14 protein-coding genes are annotated in these 16,499 nt (G+C 60.3%); 7 read left to right on the forward strand and 7 right to left on the reverse strand.

All coding sequences use genetic code 11. The annotated features are described in order from the left end of the window. Positions 1–11: 11 nt before the first annotated feature. A complete protein-coding gene (locus TU79_RS14140; protein WP_057008552.1) occupies positions 12–2,462 on the reverse strand; it encodes a glycogen/starch/alpha-glucan phosphorylase in 2,451 nt (816 codons plus the stop codon). A 238-nt stretch (positions 2,463–2,700) separates the two neighbouring features. Between TU79_RS14140 and TU79_RS14145 the strand changes: the two genes are divergently transcribed. Next, a complete protein-coding gene (locus TU79_RS14145; RefSeq protein ID WP_057008553.1) occupies positions 2,701–3,135 on the forward strand; it encodes a YkgJ family cysteine cluster protein in 435 nt (144 codons plus the stop codon). A gap of 193 nt (positions 3,136–3,328) precedes the next feature. Here the strand turns inward: TU79_RS14145 and typA are convergent, their stop codons facing one another. Next, positions 3,329–5,149 carry a translational GTPase TypA gene (gene typA / locus TU79_RS14150; RefSeq protein WP_057008554.1) on the reverse strand — a complete coding sequence of 607 codons (1,821 nt, stop codon included), beginning with the start codon at positions 5,147–5,149 and terminating at the stop codon, positions 3,329–3,331. Positions 5,150–5,288: 139 nt separating this feature from the next. Beyond that, the gene (gene thiI, locus TU79_RS14155; RefSeq protein ID WP_057008555.1) at positions 5,289–6,743 is read right to left on the reverse strand and encodes a tRNA uracil 4-sulfurtransferase ThiI; all 1,455 of its coding nucleotides are present in this window, start codon (positions 6,741–6,743) and stop codon (positions 5,289–5,291) included. A 335-nt stretch (positions 6,744–7,078) separates the two neighbouring features. Between thiI and glnA the strand changes: the two genes are divergently transcribed. From glnA to ntrC, 4 genes are all read left to right on the forward strand, one after another. Then, positions 7,079–8,485: a type I glutamate--ammonia ligase gene (gene glnA / locus TU79_RS14160; RefSeq protein ID WP_057008556.1), complete on the forward strand. Its 1,407-nt coding sequence runs from the start codon at positions 7,079–7,081 to the stop codon at positions 8,483–8,485. Between the two features lie 178 nt (positions 8,486–8,663). After that, entirely contained in the window at positions 8,664–9,200 is a 537-nt protein-coding gene (locus tag TU79_RS14165; RefSeq protein WP_057008557.1) for a chorismate mutase, read from the forward strand. A gap of 321 nt (positions 9,201–9,521) precedes the next feature. Then, complete coding sequence (glnL, locus tag TU79_RS14170) at positions 9,522–10,607, forward strand: nitrogen regulation protein NR(II) (protein ID WP_003237475.1); 1,086 nt, start codon at positions 9,522–9,524, stop codon at positions 10,605–10,607. Then, positions 10,604–12,040 carry a nitrogen regulation protein NR(I) gene (gene ntrC, locus TU79_RS14175; RefSeq protein ID WP_057008558.1) on the forward strand — a complete coding sequence of 479 codons (1,437 nt, stop codon included), beginning with the start codon at positions 10,604–10,606 and terminating at the stop codon, positions 12,038–12,040. The genes glnL and ntrC overlap by 4 nt, the downstream gene beginning before the upstream one ends. 386 nt (positions 12,041–12,426) lie before the next feature. On the opposite strand, the gene TU79_RS14180 is transcribed toward ntrC, so the two are convergent. Then, on the reverse strand, positions 12,427–12,867 hold the full coding sequence (locus tag TU79_RS14180; protein ID WP_057008559.1) for a hypothetical protein: 441 nt from the start codon (positions 12,865–12,867) through the stop codon (positions 12,427–12,429). Between TU79_RS14180 and TU79_RS14185 the strand changes: the two genes are divergently transcribed. Then, a complete protein-coding gene (locus tag TU79_RS14185; RefSeq protein ID WP_057008560.1) occupies positions 12,866–13,321 on the forward strand; it encodes a tRNA (cytidine(34)-2'-O)-methyltransferase in 456 nt (151 codons plus the stop codon). The two genes, TU79_RS14180 and TU79_RS14185, sit on opposite strands and share 2 nt — an antisense overlap. Positions 13,322–13,439: 118 nt before the next feature. Here the strand turns inward: TU79_RS14185 and secB are convergent, their stop codons facing one another. The 3 genes from secB to TU79_RS14200 are packed head-to-tail and all read right to left on the reverse strand — an operon-like array spanning position 13,440 to position 14,625. Beyond that, a complete protein-coding gene (gene secB / locus TU79_RS14190) occupies positions 13,440–13,919 on the reverse strand; it encodes a protein-export chaperone SecB (RefSeq protein ID WP_057008561.1) in 480 nt (159 codons plus the stop codon). A gap of 39 nt (positions 13,920–13,958) precedes the next feature. Continuing rightward, a complete protein-coding gene (grxC, locus tag TU79_RS14195) occupies positions 13,959–14,210 on the reverse strand; it encodes a glutaredoxin 3 (protein ID WP_057008562.1) in 252 nt (83 codons plus the stop codon). A gap of 1 nt (position 14,211) precedes the next feature. Beyond that, positions 14,212–14,625, reverse strand: a complete 414-nt coding sequence (locus TU79_RS14200) for a rhodanese-like domain-containing protein (protein WP_003237494.1) — start codon at positions 14,623–14,625, stop codon at positions 14,212–14,214. A gap of 151 nt (positions 14,626–14,776) precedes the next feature. Between TU79_RS14200 and gpmI the strand changes: the two genes are divergently transcribed. Next, on the forward strand, positions 14,777–16,303 hold the full coding sequence (gene gpmI, locus TU79_RS14205) for a 2,3-bisphosphoglycerate-independent phosphoglycerate mutase (RefSeq protein ID WP_057008563.1): 1,527 nt from the start codon (positions 14,777–14,779) through the stop codon (positions 16,301–16,303). The last annotated feature ends 196 nt before the right edge of the window (positions 16,304–16,499 follow it).

Genomic DNA, 16,499 nt, shown 5'->3' on the forward strand with positions numbered 1-16,499 from the left:
CATTGCATCGTCTAGTCGAGCGCTTTCCAGATTTCGGTGGCGTACTCGCGGATCGTGCGGTCCGAGCTGAACCAGCCCATGCGCGCGGTATTGAGCACCGCCGAACGCCACCACGCCTTGGCGTCGTGCCAGTGCGCTTCGACCCGTGCCTGGGCGTCCCAGTAGGAATCGAAGTCGGCGCACACCAGGAACCGGTCGTAGTCGATCAGCCCGTCGACCAGGCCCACATAGCGGCCCGGGTCATCCGGCGAAAACACGCCGCCACGAATCGCCTGCAGCACGTCGTTGAGACGATGGGACGCAGCGATGTCCGGCCCGGCGCTGAATTCACCGGCGTGCTTGCGGGCTTCAACCTGCTGCGCGCTGAGACCGAAGATGAACATGTGCTCGGCGCCGACCTGCTCGTGCATCTCCACATTCGCGCCATCCATGGTGCCGATGGTAAGCGCGCCATTGAGGCCGAACTTCATGTTGCTGGTGCCCGAGGCCTCGAAGCCGGCGGTGGAAATCTGCTCCGACAAGTCCGCCGCCGGAATGATGCTTTCCGCCAGGCTCACGTTGTAGTTGGGCAGGAACACCACTTTGAGCAGACCACGCACGGTCGGGTCGTTGTTCACAGTGCGCGCGATGTCGTTGGTCAGCTTGATAATCAGCTTGGCCTGGTGATAACTCGCCGCCGCCTTGCCCGCGAAGATCTTCACGCGTGGCACCCAGTCGGTGCCCGGCTCGGCACGGATCGCCTGGTACAGCGCCACGGTGTGCAGCAGGTTCAGCAGTTGGCGCTTGTACTCGTGGATACGCTTGACCTGTACGTCGAACATCGCCGCCGGGTTGACCGAAATGCCCAGGCGCTCATGGATGATCTCGGCCAGCGCACGCTTGCTGTGCAGACGCTGGTCGGCGAAGGCTTTGCGGAAGGCCTGTTTCTCGGCGAAGGTTTCAAGCTCCGTCAGGCGGGTTTCCATGGTGTCGAGAATGTCCGGCCCGAGCGCGTCCACCAGCATCTGCGTGAGCTTGGGGTTGGCCTGGTAAAGCCAGCGGCGGAAGGTGATGCCGTTGGTTTTGTTGTTGATGCGCTCCGGGTAGAGCTTGTGCAGTTCAGAGAACACGGTGCTGCGCATCAACTGAGTGTGCAGGCCCGACACGCCATTGATGCTGTGGGAACCGAGGAACGCCAGGTTACCCATGCGCACGCGGCGGCCGTTGTCTTCCTCGATCAGCGAAACGGCGCGCAGCACGTCGAAATCGTGGATGCCTTTGGCGCGCAGCGAGTCGATGTGCTGGGCATTGATCAGGTAGATGATCTGCATGTGCCGGGGCAGCATGCGCTCCATCAAGCCGACCGGCCAGGTTTCCAGAGCCTCTGGCAACAGGGTGTGATTGGTGTAGGACAGCGTTTCGACGGTCACGTCCCACGCGGCTTCCCAGGGAATGTCGTGCAGGTCCACCAACTGACGCATCAGCTCGGCCACGGCAATGGACGGGTGAGTGTCGTTGAGCTGGATCGCGGCGTGTTCGCCCAGGCTCAGTACCGAGCCGTGCATGTTCTTGTGGCGGCGCAGCAGATCCTGCAGCGAGGCGGAGACGAAGAAGTATTCCTGGCGCAGGCGCAGTTCCTGCCCGGCTTCGGTGCTGTCGGCCGGGTAAAGCACGCGGGAAATACTTTCGGCACGGGCCACTTCGGCGACGGCGCCCAGGTGATCACCGGCGTTGAAGCGCTCCAGGTGCAAGTCCTCCACGGCCCGCGCGCGCCAAAGGCGCAGGGTGTTGACGCTGGCGCCGCGCCAGCCGACCACGGGCGTGTCGTAGGCCACCGCGCGCACGGTTTCGCCCGGCGACCACACCTGGATCATCTTGCCCGAGGCGTCCGCCAGGGTTTCGACGCTGCCGCCAAAGCCGATCGGGTAAATCACCTCGGCCCGTTCGAATTCCCACGGGTTGCCGAAATCCAGCCAGCGCTCGGTCTGCTCCTGTTGCCAGCCATCGACAATCGCCTGGCGGAACAAACCGTGCTCGTAACGAATGCCGTAACCGTGCCCGGCAATACCGAGGGTCGACATGCTTTCCATGAAGCAAGCCGCCAGACGCCCCAGGCCACCGTTGCCGAGCGCCGCATCGGGCTCCAGCAGACGAATGCGCTCAAGGTCGACGCCCAACTCAGCCAGCGCTTCGCGCGCGATCTCCAGCACGCCCAGGTTGCTCAGGCTGTCGAACAGCAAGCGGCCAATCAGAAATTCCAGAGAGAGGTAATACACCCGCTTCTGGCCGTTGCGGTAGATACGCCGCGTGTGGCCCATCCAGTGGTCAACCATCTGGTCGCGGGCGGCCAGGGCAATGGCTTCGAACCAGTCGTGGTCGAAGGCGTGATCCGGATCCTTGCCCACGGCGTAGGTGAGTTTGGTCAAGACGGCATCGCGAAATGCGGCTACCTCTGCTTCTCGTGCAAGTGGTTCCTGAGACATCAATTGCGACCTCGGGCGAGATAGAAGGAGTTGCTAGAGCCTAGACCGTCTGACAGACGGTAGCGGCTGCGGTTCGTCAGTTTTTTAACTCATTAACGGTTTGGTGAATTTGATGCAGGCGCCGTGCCCGCTTTTGGCTCAACCGTGCCTTTTGGCCGAAACCCGCAAAATATTGTTCAAAAAAACACCAATCCCGGTATGATCGCGCGCCCTGCTACCGCCCCACCCTGGAACCCTGATGAAGCCTCAACTGATCGCCGCCGCGGAACTCGACCGTCTGGAAACCTGGCAGAAATATTCCGCCCACATGTGCGGCGGCTGCGTGTCCAGCTGCTGCACGCTGCCGGTCGAGGTGAAGATCAAGGACCTGATCCGCATTGGCATCGTCGACGAATTCGAGCGCGGTGACCCGCCGAAGAACATCGCCAAGCGGTTGCAGAAGGAAGGCATCGTCGAGCGCTACAACAACAAATCCGAGATCTTCACCCTGCAGCGCATGAGCAACAACGATTGCCTGTACCTGGATCGTAAGACGCGCTTCTGCACTATTTATGACAAGCGCCCGGATACCTGCCGCAACCACCCGAAAATCGGCCCGCGGCCGGGGTACTGCGCGTACAAGCCGAAGGAAGTGGTGCGCGAGACCAGGCTCAAGACGCTCGATAAGTTCTGATTCGGGGTTTGCGGGGCTCTCAAGGGCCTCATCGGGGGCAAGCCCCCTCCCACACTTCGAATGCGTTCACAGAACAAAATGTGGGAGGGGGCTTGCCCCCGATGAGGCCGGTACAGTCAGCACAAAACCAACAGGCACAAAAAAACGCCCCCGGCCTTTCGACCGGGGGCGTTTTTATTCAGCCTGAGTTAACTCAGTTCTTGGATTTCTTGGCAGCGCGGGTACGCTCGCCTTCGTCCAGGATCTTTTTACGCAGGCGGATCGACTTCGGCGTAACTTCGCACAGCTCGTCGTCCTGGATGAATTCCAGGGCCTGCTCCAGGGTGAAGCGAACAGGTGGAACCAGCGCGATGGTTTCGTCTTTGCCCGAAGCACGCATGTTGTCGAGCTTCTTGCCTTTGGTTGGGTTGACGCCCATGTCGTTGTCACGGCTGTTCAGACCAACGATCTGACCGTTGTAGATCTCTTGACCGTGTTCAACGAACAGCTTGCCACGCGCCTGGAGGGTTTCCAGGGAGTAGGTCAGCGCCTTGCCGGTTTCTACCGATACCAGTACACCGTTCTGACGGCCGGACATGTCGCCGGACTTCATGGTGTCGTAGCGATCGAAGATCGAGGTCAGGATGCCAGCGCCGTTGGTCAGGGTCAGGAACTGGTTACGGAAACCGATCAGACCACGAGCAGGGATGTTGTATTCCAGACGTACACGGCCTTTGCCATCCGGCACCATGTTGGTCAGGTCGCCCTTACGCAGGCCCATCTCTTCCATGACCTTGCCCTGGGATTCTTCAGGGGTGTCGATGGTGACGTTTTCGAACGGTTCCTGCTTCACGCCGTCAACCTGACGGATGATCACTTCCGGACGACCCACACCCATTTCGAAGCCTTCGCGACGCATGGTTTCGATCAGTACCGAGAGGTGCAGCTCACCACGGCCGGAGACTTTGAACTTGTCAGCCGAGTCGCCTTCTTCAACGCGCAGAGCAACGTTGTACAGCAGCTCTTTGTCCAGACGCTCCTTGATGTTACGGGAGGTCACGAACTTGCCTTCCTTGCCGCAGAACGGCGAGTCGTTCACCTGGAAGGTCATCGAAACGGTTGGCTCGTCAACGGTCAGAGGCTTCATCGCCTCGACGGTGTCCGGCTGGCACAGGGTGTCGGAGATGAACAGCGAGTCCATGCCGCTGACGCAGACGATGTCGCCGGCAAACGCTTCTTCAACGTCGATACGGTGCAGACCGTGGTGACCCATCAACTTCAGGATACGACCGTTACGCTTCTTGCCGTCCGCGCCGATTGCCACAACCGGGGTGTTCGGCTTGACGCTGCCACGGGCAATACGGCCAACGCCGATAACACCCAGGAAGCTGTTGTAGTCCAGTGCCGAGATTTGCATCTGGAACGGGCCTTCACGGTCAACTTTCGGCGGCGGTACGTTGTCGACGATCGACTGGTATAGCGGGGTCATGTCTTCAGCCATGTCGGTGTGGTCAAGACCAGCAATACCGTTCAGGGCCGAGGCGTAGATCACCTGGAAATCGAGCTGTTCTTCGGTGGCGCCCAGGTTGTCGAACAGGTCGAAGATCTGGTCCAGAACCCAGTCCGGACGCGCGCCTGGACGGTCAACCTTGTTGATGCACACGATCGGACGCAGGCCGGCTTCGAACGCCTTCTTGGTCACGAAGCGGGTTTGCGGCATAGGGCCGTCTTGAGCGTCAACCAGCAGCAGCACGGAGTCGACCATCGACATTACGCGTTCTACTTCGCCGCCGAAGTCGGCGTGGCCCGGGGTGTCCACGATGTTGATGTGGTAGCCGTTCCAGTTGATGGCGGTGTTTTTCGCCAGGATGGTAATACCGCGCTCTTTTTCCTGGTCGTTGGAGTCCATCACGCGCTCGTCGTTGAGCTCGTTGCGCTCCAGGGTGCCGGATTGACGCAGGAGTTTGTCTACCAGGGTGGTTTTACCGTGGTCAACGTGAGCAATGATGGCGATGTTACGTAGATTTTCGATCACTTGTGTATCTCGATCAGAGGATTCGGTGTGCTGACAGGTCGTGGCAGCGATTAACAGTAGAGTCAGGCCTTGCCGTTACAGCTTGACGGCAGAGTCGGGGGGCCGGTGACGCAGGCCACAGGCAAACAGCCCCGGGCTCTTAGCTCGGTCGATAAACGCGCACATTGGCATGCCCCTCACTGAGCAAATGGTGGGCATGCAGGCGACTCATCACGCCTTTGTCGCAATACAGCAGGTACTGACGGCTGTTATCCAGTTCCTTGAAACGCGCGTTCAATGCATAGAACGGCAGCGTTTGTACGTCGATGCCGGCGATTTCCAGCGGCTCATCCTCGGCGGCATCCGGGTGACGGATATCGACGACGATCTGACCGGCCAGGGCTTCGCTGACTTCTTCGATCTGCACATCCTGGCCCAACTCGTCGATGACTCGATCGATCGGGACCAGTTTGGCGTTCTCGAGCGCACGCTCCAGAACCGCCATATCAAATTGTTGTTCTTCGTACTCCACGCGGTTGCGCTTGGCGTGGGTCTTGGGGTTCACCGAGATGACCCCGCAGTATTCCGGCATATGTTTGGCAAAATCGGCGGTGCCGATTTCTTCGGCCAGGTCGATGATGTCCTGCTTGTGGCTGGCGATCAGCGGGCGCAAGACCAGCTTCTCGGTCACGCAGTCGATCAGCGACAGGTTGGGCAGCGTCTGGCTGGCCACCTGGGAGATCGCTTCGCCGGTCACCAGCGCGTCGATCTGCAACTGATCGGCAATGCGGGACGCAGCGCGCAACATCATACGCTTCAAAACCACACCCATATGACTGTTATCGACTTTAGCGAGAATTTCGCCCAGCACTTCCTCGAACGGCACGCTCACAAACAGCACGCGCTGGGAGCTGCCGTACTTCTTCCAGATAAAGTGCGCGACTTCCATCACGCCCAATTCGTGTGCACGCCCGCCCAGGTTAAAGAAGCAGAAATGACTCATCAGGCCGCGGCGCATGATCTGGTAGGCCGCCACCGTGGAGTCGAAACCACCGGACATGAGCACCAGGGTCTGCTCCAGGGCGCCCAGCGGGTAGCCGCCGATGCTGTTGTGCTGGCTGTGGATCACAAACAACCGTTGGTCGCGAATTTCCATGCGCACTTCAATTTGCGGCGCCTTGAGGGAAATTCCGGCGGCGCCGCATTCGCGACGCAGCTTGCTGCCGACGTATTTCTCTACATCCATGGAGCTGAACGGGTGCTTGCCGGCGCGCTTGCAGCGCACCGAAAAAATCTTGCCGGTGAGCTCACCGCCAAAGTGCAGCTTGCACTTCTCGGTGATGTCATCGAAGTCGCCCAGCGGGTACTCGTCCACCTGCAGGAAATGCGCGATACCCGGCATGCAGCTCAGGCGCTCGGTCATGTCCTTCAGGGCTTTGGCGTCGGTCAGGCGGGTTTCCAGCTCGAGGTTGTCCCACACACCATTGACCACCACAGCCGGGTCCAGATCGCGGAGCACGGCACGGATGTTCTTGGCCAACTGACGGATGAAACGCATCCGTACCGGTCGGCTCTTGATGGTGATTTCGGGGAAGACTTTTACGATTAATTTCATGGAAACAGCGCGTGCCGGGCCTGCTGAAAAAGGGGGGCGCGGATTATAGCGGAAATCGCTCAAGGTTTAACCAGTTAATATGCACTGCACTCACCGCGCACCAAATACGTGCATCTCCGCCGCAAAACGCTACATTGCAGTGCGCCGCTTTTTGGCATTTGTCGCTATGCACCTTTATAGGGTCGCATTTGGAACACAAAACCCATGTTGGCGCACTGGCATGCAATTTGCTCTCTTGTGAGGCAGGTTGCCATGGCGGACTATCCGCGCCGGCATCACCCACATTCCAAGGGCTAACTCCACTACCCCAGCCCGAAGCCACCCCGGAGGACACCATGTCGAAGTCGGTTCAACTCATCAAAGATCATGACGTTAAATGGATTGATCTGCGCTTCACGGACACAAAAGGCACTCAGCACCACGTGACCATGCCGGCTCGCGATGCGCTGGATGATGCGTTCTTCGAAGAAGGCAAAATGTTCGACGGTTCCTCCATTGCCGGCTGGAAGGGCATCGAAGCTTCCGACATGATCCTGATGCCGGACGACAGCACTGCCGTCCTCGACCCGTTCACCGAAGAGCCTACCCTGATCCTGGTATGCGACGTGATCGAGCCTTCGACCATGCAAGGCTACGACCGCGACCCACGTGCGATCGCCAAGCGTGCCGAGGAATACCTGAAGTCGACCGGTATCGGTGACACCGTATTCGTGGGCCCGGAGCCAGAGTTCTTCATCTTCGATCAAGTGAAGTTCAAGTCCGACATCTCCGGCTCGATGTTCAAGATCTACTCCGAACAAGGCTCCTGGATGTCCGACCAGGACGTGGAAGGCGGCAACCACGGCCACCGTCCAGGCATCAAAGGCGGCTACTTCCCGGTGCCACCGTTCGACCACGACCACGAAATCCGTACCTCCATGTGCAACGCCATGGAAGACATGGGCCTGGTCATCGAAGTGCATCACCACGAAGTGGCCACTGCCGGCCAGAACGAAATCGGTGTGAAGTTCAACACCCTGGTAGCCAAGGCTGACGAAGTTCAGACCCTGAAGTACTGCGTACACAACACCGCCGTTGCCTACGGCCGTACCGCGACCTTCATGCCAAAGCCTCTGTATGGCGATAACGGTTCGGGCATGCACGTTCACCTGTCCATCGCCAAAGATGGCAAGAACACCTTCGCCGGCGAAGGCTATGCCGGCCTGTCCGACACCGCCCTGTACTTCATCGGCGGCATCATCAAGCACGGCAAGGCCCTGAACGGCTTCACCAACCCGTCGACCAACTCCTACAAGCGTCTGGTCCCAGGTTTCGAAGCACCGGTCATGCTGGCCTACTCGGCGCGCAACCGTTCCGCTTCGATCCGTATTCCTTACGTGTCCAGCCCGCGCGCTCGCCGTATCGAAGCCCGCTTCCCGGACCCGGCTGCCAACCCATACCTGGCCTTCGCTGCGCTGGTCATGGCTGGCCTGGACGGCATCCAGAACAAGATCCACCCTGGCGACGCCGCCGACAAGAACCTGTACGACCTGCCGCCTGAAGAAGCCAAGGAAATCCCGCAGGTGTGCGGCAGCCTGAAAGAGGCGCTGGAAGAGCTGGACAAGGGCCGTTCGTTCCTGACCAAAGGCGGCGTGTTCAGCGACGACTTCATCGATGCCTACATCGAGCTCAAGAGCGCTGAAGAAATCAAGGTGCGCACCTTCGTACACCCACTGGAATACGAGCTGTACTACAGCTGCTGATCCGGTAGCGCCGCTTAAGGTGGCGTGATGAAAAAAGACCTCCTTCGGAGGTCTTTTTTTTGCCTGAGCATGAAGAATACGGGAGGGGGATTGCCCCGATGGCAGAGCGTCAGGCAATACCTGTATAACCTGACCCACCGCCATCGGGAGCAAGCCCCCTCCCACAAGGAGATCACCTTTGAAAGTACGATTTTTGTTTGCCTTGATGTTTGCCAGCGCCACCGCCAGTGCCGCGCCGCCCACCCTTGAGCCGTTGCTCAACAGCATCGCCGAGCGCCTGGAGATTGCCGACCAGGTGGCCCTGAGCAAGTGGGACAGCCACAAGCCTGTGGAAGACAAGAAGCGCGAGCAGGAAGTGATCGCCAGCGTTGTCGCCCAGGCACCGAGCTACAAGCTCGACCCTGCCGCCGCCGAGCAGTTCTTCTCGGCACAGATCGAAGCGAACAAACTGGTGCAGTACACCCACTTGTCCGACTGGCAGTTCCAGGGCAAGGCGCCTGACGATCCGCGCCCGGACCTGGTCAAGCAAATCCGCCCGCAACTGGACGAGCTGCAAAAGAGTCTGCTCAAGCAACTGGCTGACTTCACCCCTCAGCGCACGGACCCGCAATGCCCGCAATGGCTGGCCGAAGCCGTGCACGAACCGCTCAATGATCCGCTGCGCCAACTGGCGATGATCCGCGCCACGGCCGAGTTGTGCATGTACAAAGGCTAGGCCTGTAACCCGATTAAAAATGTGGGAGGGGCTTGCTCCCTCCTACATTGGACTGTATGCATTCAGGACCCTCTCTGACACCTTCCTGAACAACCTTCACAAAATCGCACTATATTAGTGCGACAGTTTGCACCCTACCCATTCTCCGACCCCATTTTGGTTCGAAACTTCCCGCTCAAGCTGGCAGAACGCCACACTTTCGCGCCTGAACCCCCTATTTCAGGGCCTGCGCGCTTCTTTTCGGAGCCTTGGTTTGGTTTTTGCATTTTCCTTGTATCAGCGTGTGCCTCAAGCCTGCGCCTTGCTCCAAAAGAGGTCCCGATGACCATCAGCGATGCACTGCACCGTTTGTTACTCGACAACCTGACCACCGCGACCATCCTGCTCAATGCCGACCTGCGTCTTGAGTACATGAACCCCGCGGCGGAGATGCTCCTGGCCATCAGCGGCCAGCGCAGCCATGGGCAGTTCATCAGCGAATTGTTCACCGAGTCGGCCGAAGCCCTGAGCTCGTTGCGCCAGGCGGTCGAGCAGGCACACCCGTTTACCAAGCGCGAAGCGATGCTCACCGCCCTCACCGGCCAGACGCTGACCGTCGACTACGCCGTAACCCCCATCCTGAGCAACGGCGCCACCCTGCTGCTGCTGGAAGTGCACCCGCGTGATCGCTTGCTGCGTATCACCAAGGAAGAAGCCCAGCTGTCCAAGCAGGAAACCAGCAAGATGCTGGTGCGCGGCCTGGCCCATGAGATCAAGAACCCCCTCGGCGGCATTCGCGGCGCGGCGCAGCTGCTGGCACGCGAGCTGCCCGAGGAGCATCTCAAGGACTACACCAACGTCATCATTGAAGAGGCCGACCGCCTGCGCAATCTGGTGGACCGTATGCTCGGCTCCAACAAGCTGCCGTCCCTGGCGATGACCAACGTGCACGAAGTGCTCGAGCGCGTCTGCCAACTGGTCGAGGCCGAAAGCCAGGGCTGCATCACGCTGGTGCGCGACTACGACCCGAGCATTCCCGACGTATTGATCGACCGTGAACAGATGATCCAGGCGGTACTCAATATCGTGCGCAACGCCATGCAGGCCATCAGCAGCCAGAACGAGCTGCGCCTGGGCCGTATCAGCCTGCGCACCCGCGCCCTGCGTCAGTTCACCATCGGCCACATACGCCATCGCCTGGTCACCAAGGTCGAGATCATAGACAACGGCCCGGGCATTCCTGCAGACCTGCAGGACACCATTTTCTTTCCCATGGTCAGCGGCCGCCCGGACGGTACCGGGCTGGGCCTGGCCATTACCCAGAACATCATCAGCCAGCATCAGGGCCTGATCGAATGTGAGAGCCATCCCGGCCACACCACGTTCTCGATCTTTCTGCCACTGGAACAAGGAGCCCCATCGACATGAGCCGTAGTGAAACTGTCTGGATCGTCGATGACGACCGTTCTATCCGCTGGGTCCTGGAGAAAGCCTTGCAACAGGAAGGCATGACCACCCAGAGCTTCGACAGCGCCGACGGCGTCATGAGCCGCCTGGCGCGTCAGCAGCCCGACGTGATCATCTCCGACATCCGCATGCCCGGCGCCAGCGGCCTGGACCTGCTGGCGCGGATTCGCGAACAGCACCCGCGCCTGCCGGTGATCATCATGACCGCGCATTCGGACCTGGACAGCGCCGTCGCCTCCTACCAGGGCGGCGCGTTTGAATACCTGCCCAAGCCGTTCGACGTGGATGAGGCGGTGGCGCTGGTCAAGCGCGCCAACCAGCACGCCCAGGAACAGCAGAATCAGGAAGCACCACCGGCCCTGACCCGCACCCCGGAAATCATCGGCGAAGCGCCGGCGATGCAGGAAGTGTTTCGCGCCATCGGCCGCTTGAGCCACTCCAACATCACCGTGCTGATCAACGGTGAGTCGGGCACGGGCAAGGAACTGGTGGCCCACGCCCTGCACCGTCACAGCCCACGGGCAGCGTCGCCGTTCATTGCGTTGAACATGGCCGCCATCCCCAAGGACTTGATGGAATCCGAACTGTTCGGCCACGAGAAAGGCGCGTTCACCGGCGCGGCCAACTTGCGTCGCGGACGCTTCGAACAGGCTGACGGCGGTACGCTGTTCCTCGATGAGATCGGCGACATGCCGGCCGATACCCAGACCCGCCTGCTGCGCGTACTGGCGGACGGCGAGTTCTACCGGGTTGGCGGGCACACGCCGGTCAAGGTGGATGTGCGCATCATCGCTGCGACCCACCAGAACCTGGAAACCCTGGTGCATGCGGGCAAATTCCGTGAGGACTTGTTCCACCGCCTCAATGTGATCCGCATCCATATTCCGCGCATGTCGGACCGTCGCGAAGACATCCCCACCCTCGCGCGCCACTTCCTCAGCCGCGCCGCCCTTGAGCTGGCGGTTGAGCCGAAGTTGCTGAAAACCGAGACCGAGGAATACCTCAAGAACCTGCCGTGGCCGGGTAACGTGCGTCAGTTGGAGAACACCTGCCGCTGGATCACGGTAATGGCGTCCGGGCGCGAAGTGCATATCAGCGACCTGCCGCCGGAACTGCTGAGCCTGCCGCAGGATTCGGCCCCGGTGACCAACTGGGAACAGGCCCTGCGCCAATGGGCCGACCAGGCCCTGGCGCGTGGCCAGTCGAACCTGTTGGACAGTGCCGTGCCGGCGTTTGAGCGGATCATGATCGAGACCGCGCTGAAGCACACCGCCGGTCGCCGCCGCGACGCCGCCGTGTTGCTGGGTTGGGGGCGCAATACCCTGACGCGCAAGATCAAGGAGCTGGGCATGAAGGTGGACGGTGGGGACGACGACGAGGGCGATGACGCCTGATACTTGTCAGCATCCATCACCGTTCAACGGTGGGAGGGGGCTTGCTCCCTCCCACAATTGGATCTTCATGGAGTTCGGGATAGTGCACCGCTTCAATGCACCATGAACCGGCATCGGGCATGAACACTGCGCCCAAAAACCAGAGCCATTGAAAAACAGTTTAAAGCTGAAGACACCAAAGCCCCGTAATCCGGGGCTTTGCGCTTTTTGGCAAACGCTTTTAGCAAACTATGCAAACTCTGGCACGCGCCCTGCAATAACCCTTGTACAACCCAGTTTCGGGGACCTTGGTACAGGCAGGCCGAGAATCCCCTCTTTAACACCGAAGCCTATGGCTTCACCCCGTTTTGGGAGCCCTGGTACAGGCAGGCCGGGAACTCCCTCTTTTATTGCTCCTGGAGATGGACCTCCAACCGCCAGCGGTCGTCGAACGGCTCGCCCCTCCACTCCCCGCGCAACGGCCGAGCCGACACCAGGTTCAGCAGCAGGCCACCATCGGTCTTGCGCACGCGCCAGTTCACCAGACTTTCATTGACCTGCAACTGCCCTCCGGCAGACTTGCCCTGCGCGCCGAACAGCAGTGCCACAGTGCCGTCGATGTGTTCGCCATGCAGCTTGGGCTCGCGGTTGAACCACACCACGACGCCGTCAGCGACAGTCTCCACCCGCAGCAACTCCACCGGGTCCGGAATGGTCAGGCGACCAATCATCAACCCCACCATCAGGCCAACAATGGCCAAAGAGCCCATCACACGCGGCAATAGCTTCGGCCTCGGATCGTCTTCAGGGGTAGAATGCAGCGCATCTTTGCCTTCGGAGCCGTGCATGTTTCACGTCATCCTTTTTCAACCAGAAATTCCGCCGAATACCGGCAACGTTATCAGGCTGTGCGCCAACAGTGGCTGCCACCTGCATTTGATCGAGCCTCTGGGCTTCGACATGGACGACAAGCGCCTGCGCCGCGCCGGGCTGGACTACCACGAGTACGCCACGCTCAAGCGCCATGCCGACCTTGCCAGTTGCCTGGACAGCTTGGGCCATCCACGGCTGTTCGCGTTCACCACCAAGGGTTCACGCCCCTTCCATGATGCCAGCTTTGCCGACGGCGACGCGTTCCTGTTCGGCCCGGAAAGCCGTGGTCTGCCGACCGAGGTGCTCGACGCGCTGCCCGAGGGTCATCGCCTGCGCCTGCCAATGCGCGAAGGGTGCCGCAGTTTGAACCTGTCCAATACCGTAGCCGTTGCCGTGTACGAAGGCTGGCGCCAACTCGATTTCAAATAACACACATAACAAATGTGGGAGGGGGCTTGCCCCCGATAGCGGTGGATCAGCCAGCTTATCTGTAGCTGACCCACTGCAATCGGGGGCAAGCCCCCTCCCACATTTTTACAGCATCGACTTATTGAACGGTCGACGTGCCTTCCTGTTGCATGCGTTGCAGCTCTTGCGCGTACAGCGCATCGAAGTTCACCGGAGCCAGCATCAGTGCCGGGAACGAGCCACGGGTAACCAGGCTGTCCAGGGTCTCACGGGCATACGGGAACAGGATGTTCGGGCAGAACGCGCCCAGGGTGTGGCTCATGGACGCTTCGTCCAGGCCCTGGATCAGGAAGATACCGGCCTGTTGCACTTCGGCGATGAAGGCCACTTCTTCACCGTTCTTGACGGTAACCGACAGGGTCAGCACAACTTCATGGAAGTCGCCTTCCAGCGCTTTTTGACGGGTGTTCAGGTCCAGCGCAACGCTTGGGGTCCATTCCTGACGGAAGATGGCAGGGCTTTTCGGCGCTTCGAACGACAGGTCACGCACGTAGATGCGCTGCAGCGAAAATTGTGGGCCTTGGGCTTCTGCTGCTTCGGTGTTCTGTTGGTCAGTCATCGCAGGTCCTTGATCTTGGGGGCTGTTAGGGGTTGGGAGTCAGGCGAGCAGCGCATCAAGCTTGCCGCCGCGCTCAAGGGCAAACAGGTCGTCGCAACCACCGATATGTGTGTCGCCGATCCAGATCTGCGGGACCGACGTGCGGCCAGCCTTCCTGGCCATTTCGGCGCGCAGTTGAGGTTTGCCATCGACCTTGATCTCGTCGAAGGCCACCTTCTTGCTCTGAAGCAATTGCTTGGCTCGAATGCAAAAAGGGCAATAATCGCTGGAATACACGACAACCTGGCTCATATCACTTCACCAGCGGCAGGTTATCGGCCTTCCAGCTGCCGATACCGCCAGACAGCTTGGCGGCGGTGAAACCGAGCTTGAGCATTTCGCGAGCGTGGGTGCCGGCGTGCTGGCCCTGGGCATCGACCAGGATGATGGTCTTGGCCTTGTGCTTCTCAAGCTCCGGCAGGCGCGCAATCAGCTTGTCCTGGGGAATGTTCAGGGCACCGACGATGTGGCCGGCGGCGAAATCCTTGGCCGGGCGAATGTCCACCACAACGGCCTCGTCCTTGTTGACTAGCGAGGTCAGCTCCGACGTGCTCAGGCTGCGGCCACCACGGCTCATTTCGTGAGCGATCAGCAGCGCCAGCAGGATGACGAAGGCACCCACGAGCAGATAGTGGGCAGTGGCAAATGCAATCAGGTGATCAACCATCAAGGAGGTTCCAGGGCGTTAAAATGGCGGTAAGTATACACAGCCGTCAGGGGGGGCCAACCCCTGTAAAGCGGTGACTCAGTCTGAACTTCGCTTTAAACTGCCACTCACTTTTCAAACGCCTTCCTTTATTACCGCCGCGAGAGGATCTATGACTACCACGCCTAAACCTTTGGTCCTGATAATTCTCGATGGCTTCGGACACAGTGAAAGCCACCACGACAACGCGGTATACGCGGCGCGCAAGCCGGTGCTGGACCGCCTGACCGCCACCGTGCCCAACGGCCTGATCTCCGGATCGGGCATGGACGTGGGCCTGCCGGACGGCCAGATGGGCAACTCGGAAGTCGGCCACATGAACCTCGGCGCCGGACGAGTGGTATACCAGGACTTCACCCGTGTCACCAAAGCGATCCGCGACGGCGAGTTTTTCGAGAACCCGACCATCTGCGCGGCGGTCGATAAAGCAGTGGCCGCCGGCAAGGCTGTGCACTTCATGGGCCTCTTGTCCGACGGCGGTGTACACAGCCATCAGGACCACCTGGTCGCCATGGCCGAACTGGCCTTCAAACGCGGCGCCGACAAGATCTACCTGCACGCCTTCCTCGACGGCCGCGACACACCGCCAAAAAGCGCGCAGTCGTCCATCGAACTGCTGGACGCCACCTTCGCTGCCCTGGGCAAAGGCCGCATTGCCAGCCTGGTCGGACGTTACTTCGCCATGGACCGCGACAACCGCTGGGACCGCGTCGCCCAGGCCTACAACCTGATCGTCGACGGCCAGGCTGAATTCAACGCCGCCACCGCCCAGCAAGGCCTTGAAGCCGCCTATGCGCGTGGCGAGAGCGACGAGTTCGTCAAGGCCACCACCATCGGCGAACCGGTGAAGGTCGAAGACGGCGACGCCGTGGTGTTCATGAACTTCCGCGCCGACCGTGCCCGCGAGCTGAGCCGCGTGTTTGTCGAAGATGGCTTCAAGGAGTTCGAGCGCGCGCGTCAGCCGAAAGTCCAGTACGTGGGCCTGACCCAATACGCCGCCAGCATCCCGGCCCCCGCCGCCTTTGCCGCGAGCAGCCTGGACAACGTGCTGGGCGATTACCTGGCCAAAAACGGCAAGACCCAGCTGCGCATCGCCGAGACCGAGAAGTACGCCCACGTGACGTTCTTCTTCTCCGGCGGGCGCGAAGAACCGTTCCCGGGCGAAGAACGCATCCTGATCCCATCGCCAAAAGTGGCCACCTACGACTTGCAGCCGGAAATGAGCGCGCCTGAGGTGACCGACAAAATCGTCGATGCCATCGAGCACCAGCGTTATGACGTAATCGTGGTCAACTACGCCAACGGCGACATGGTCGGCCACAGCGGCAACCTGGAGGCTGCGACCAAGGCCGTGGAATGCCTGGACCTGTGCGTCGGTCGCATTGTGGATGCGCTGGAAAAAGTCGGCGGCGAAGCCCTGATCACCGCCGACCACGGCAATTGCGAGCAGATGTCCGACGAATCCACCGGTCAAGCCCACACCGCCCACACCACCGAGCCGGTGCCGTTCATCTACGTCGGCAAGCGCGATTTCAAGGTGCGTCATGGCGGCGTGCTGGCAGATGTGGCGCCGACCATGCTGATGCTGATGGGGATGGAGAAGCCCAAAGAGATGACCGGGACCTCGATCCTGGTCTAAGTCTATAAGACACCAAAGGACAGTGTGGGAGAGGGCTTGCTCCCTCCCACCTGTACTTTCAGTGTTTAGTCGATATCTTTTCGCCACACTCGCGCCACTCAGCGCCTAACTTGCTCGCGAGCCCCAATTGGGCGTTTTTTTTGCCGCGCTTGGCGGGCATACTAGGCCGTCCATTTCCCTGGTGTCGCCCGCCTCT

This window comes from Pseudomonas trivialis (genome assembly GCF_001439805.1).
GTDB classification, from domain to species: Bacteria; Pseudomonadota; Gammaproteobacteria; order Pseudomonadales; family Pseudomonadaceae; genus Aquipseudomonas; species Aquipseudomonas trivialis.

Coding starts and splice junctions, on each gene's coding strand:
- gpmI (WP_057008563.1), top strand. CDS start 14,777: ATGACTACCACGCCTAAACCTTTGGTCCTGATAATTCTCGATGGCTTC.
- TU79_RS14180 (WP_057008559.1), bottom strand. CDS start 12,867: ATGCACGGCTCCGAAGGCAAAGATGCGCTGCATTCTACCCCTGAAGAC.
- TU79_RS14200 (WP_003237494.1), bottom strand. CDS start 14,625: ATGGTTGATCACCTGATTGCATTTGCCACTGCCCACTATCTGCTCGTG.
- thiI (WP_057008555.1), bottom strand. CDS start 6,743: ATGAAATTAATCGTAAAAGTCTTCCCCGAAATCACCATCAAGAGCCGA.
- grxC (WP_057008562.1), bottom strand. CDS start 14,210: ATGAGCCAGGTTGTCGTGTATTCCAGCGATTATTGCCCTTTTTGCATT.
- TU79_RS14185 (WP_057008560.1), top strand. CDS start 12,866: ATGTTTCACGTCATCCTTTTTCAACCAGAAATTCCGCCGAATACCGGC.
- TU79_RS14140 (WP_057008552.1), bottom strand. CDS start 2,462: ATGTCTCAGGAACCACTTGCACGAGAAGCAGAGGTAGCCGCATTTCGC.
- glnA (WP_057008556.1), top strand. CDS start 7,079: ATGTCGAAGTCGGTTCAACTCATCAAAGATCATGACGTTAAATGGATT.
- glnL (WP_003237475.1), top strand. CDS start 9,522: ATGACCATCAGCGATGCACTGCACCGTTTGTTACTCGACAACCTGACC.
- secB (WP_057008561.1), bottom strand. CDS start 13,919: ATGACTGACCAACAGAACACCGAAGCAGCAGAAGCCCAAGGCCCACAA.
- ntrC (WP_057008558.1), top strand. CDS start 10,604: ATGAGCCGTAGTGAAACTGTCTGGATCGTCGATGACGACCGTTCTATC.
- TU79_RS14145 (WP_057008553.1), top strand. CDS start 2,701: ATGAAGCCTCAACTGATCGCCGCCGCGGAACTCGACCGTCTGGAAACC.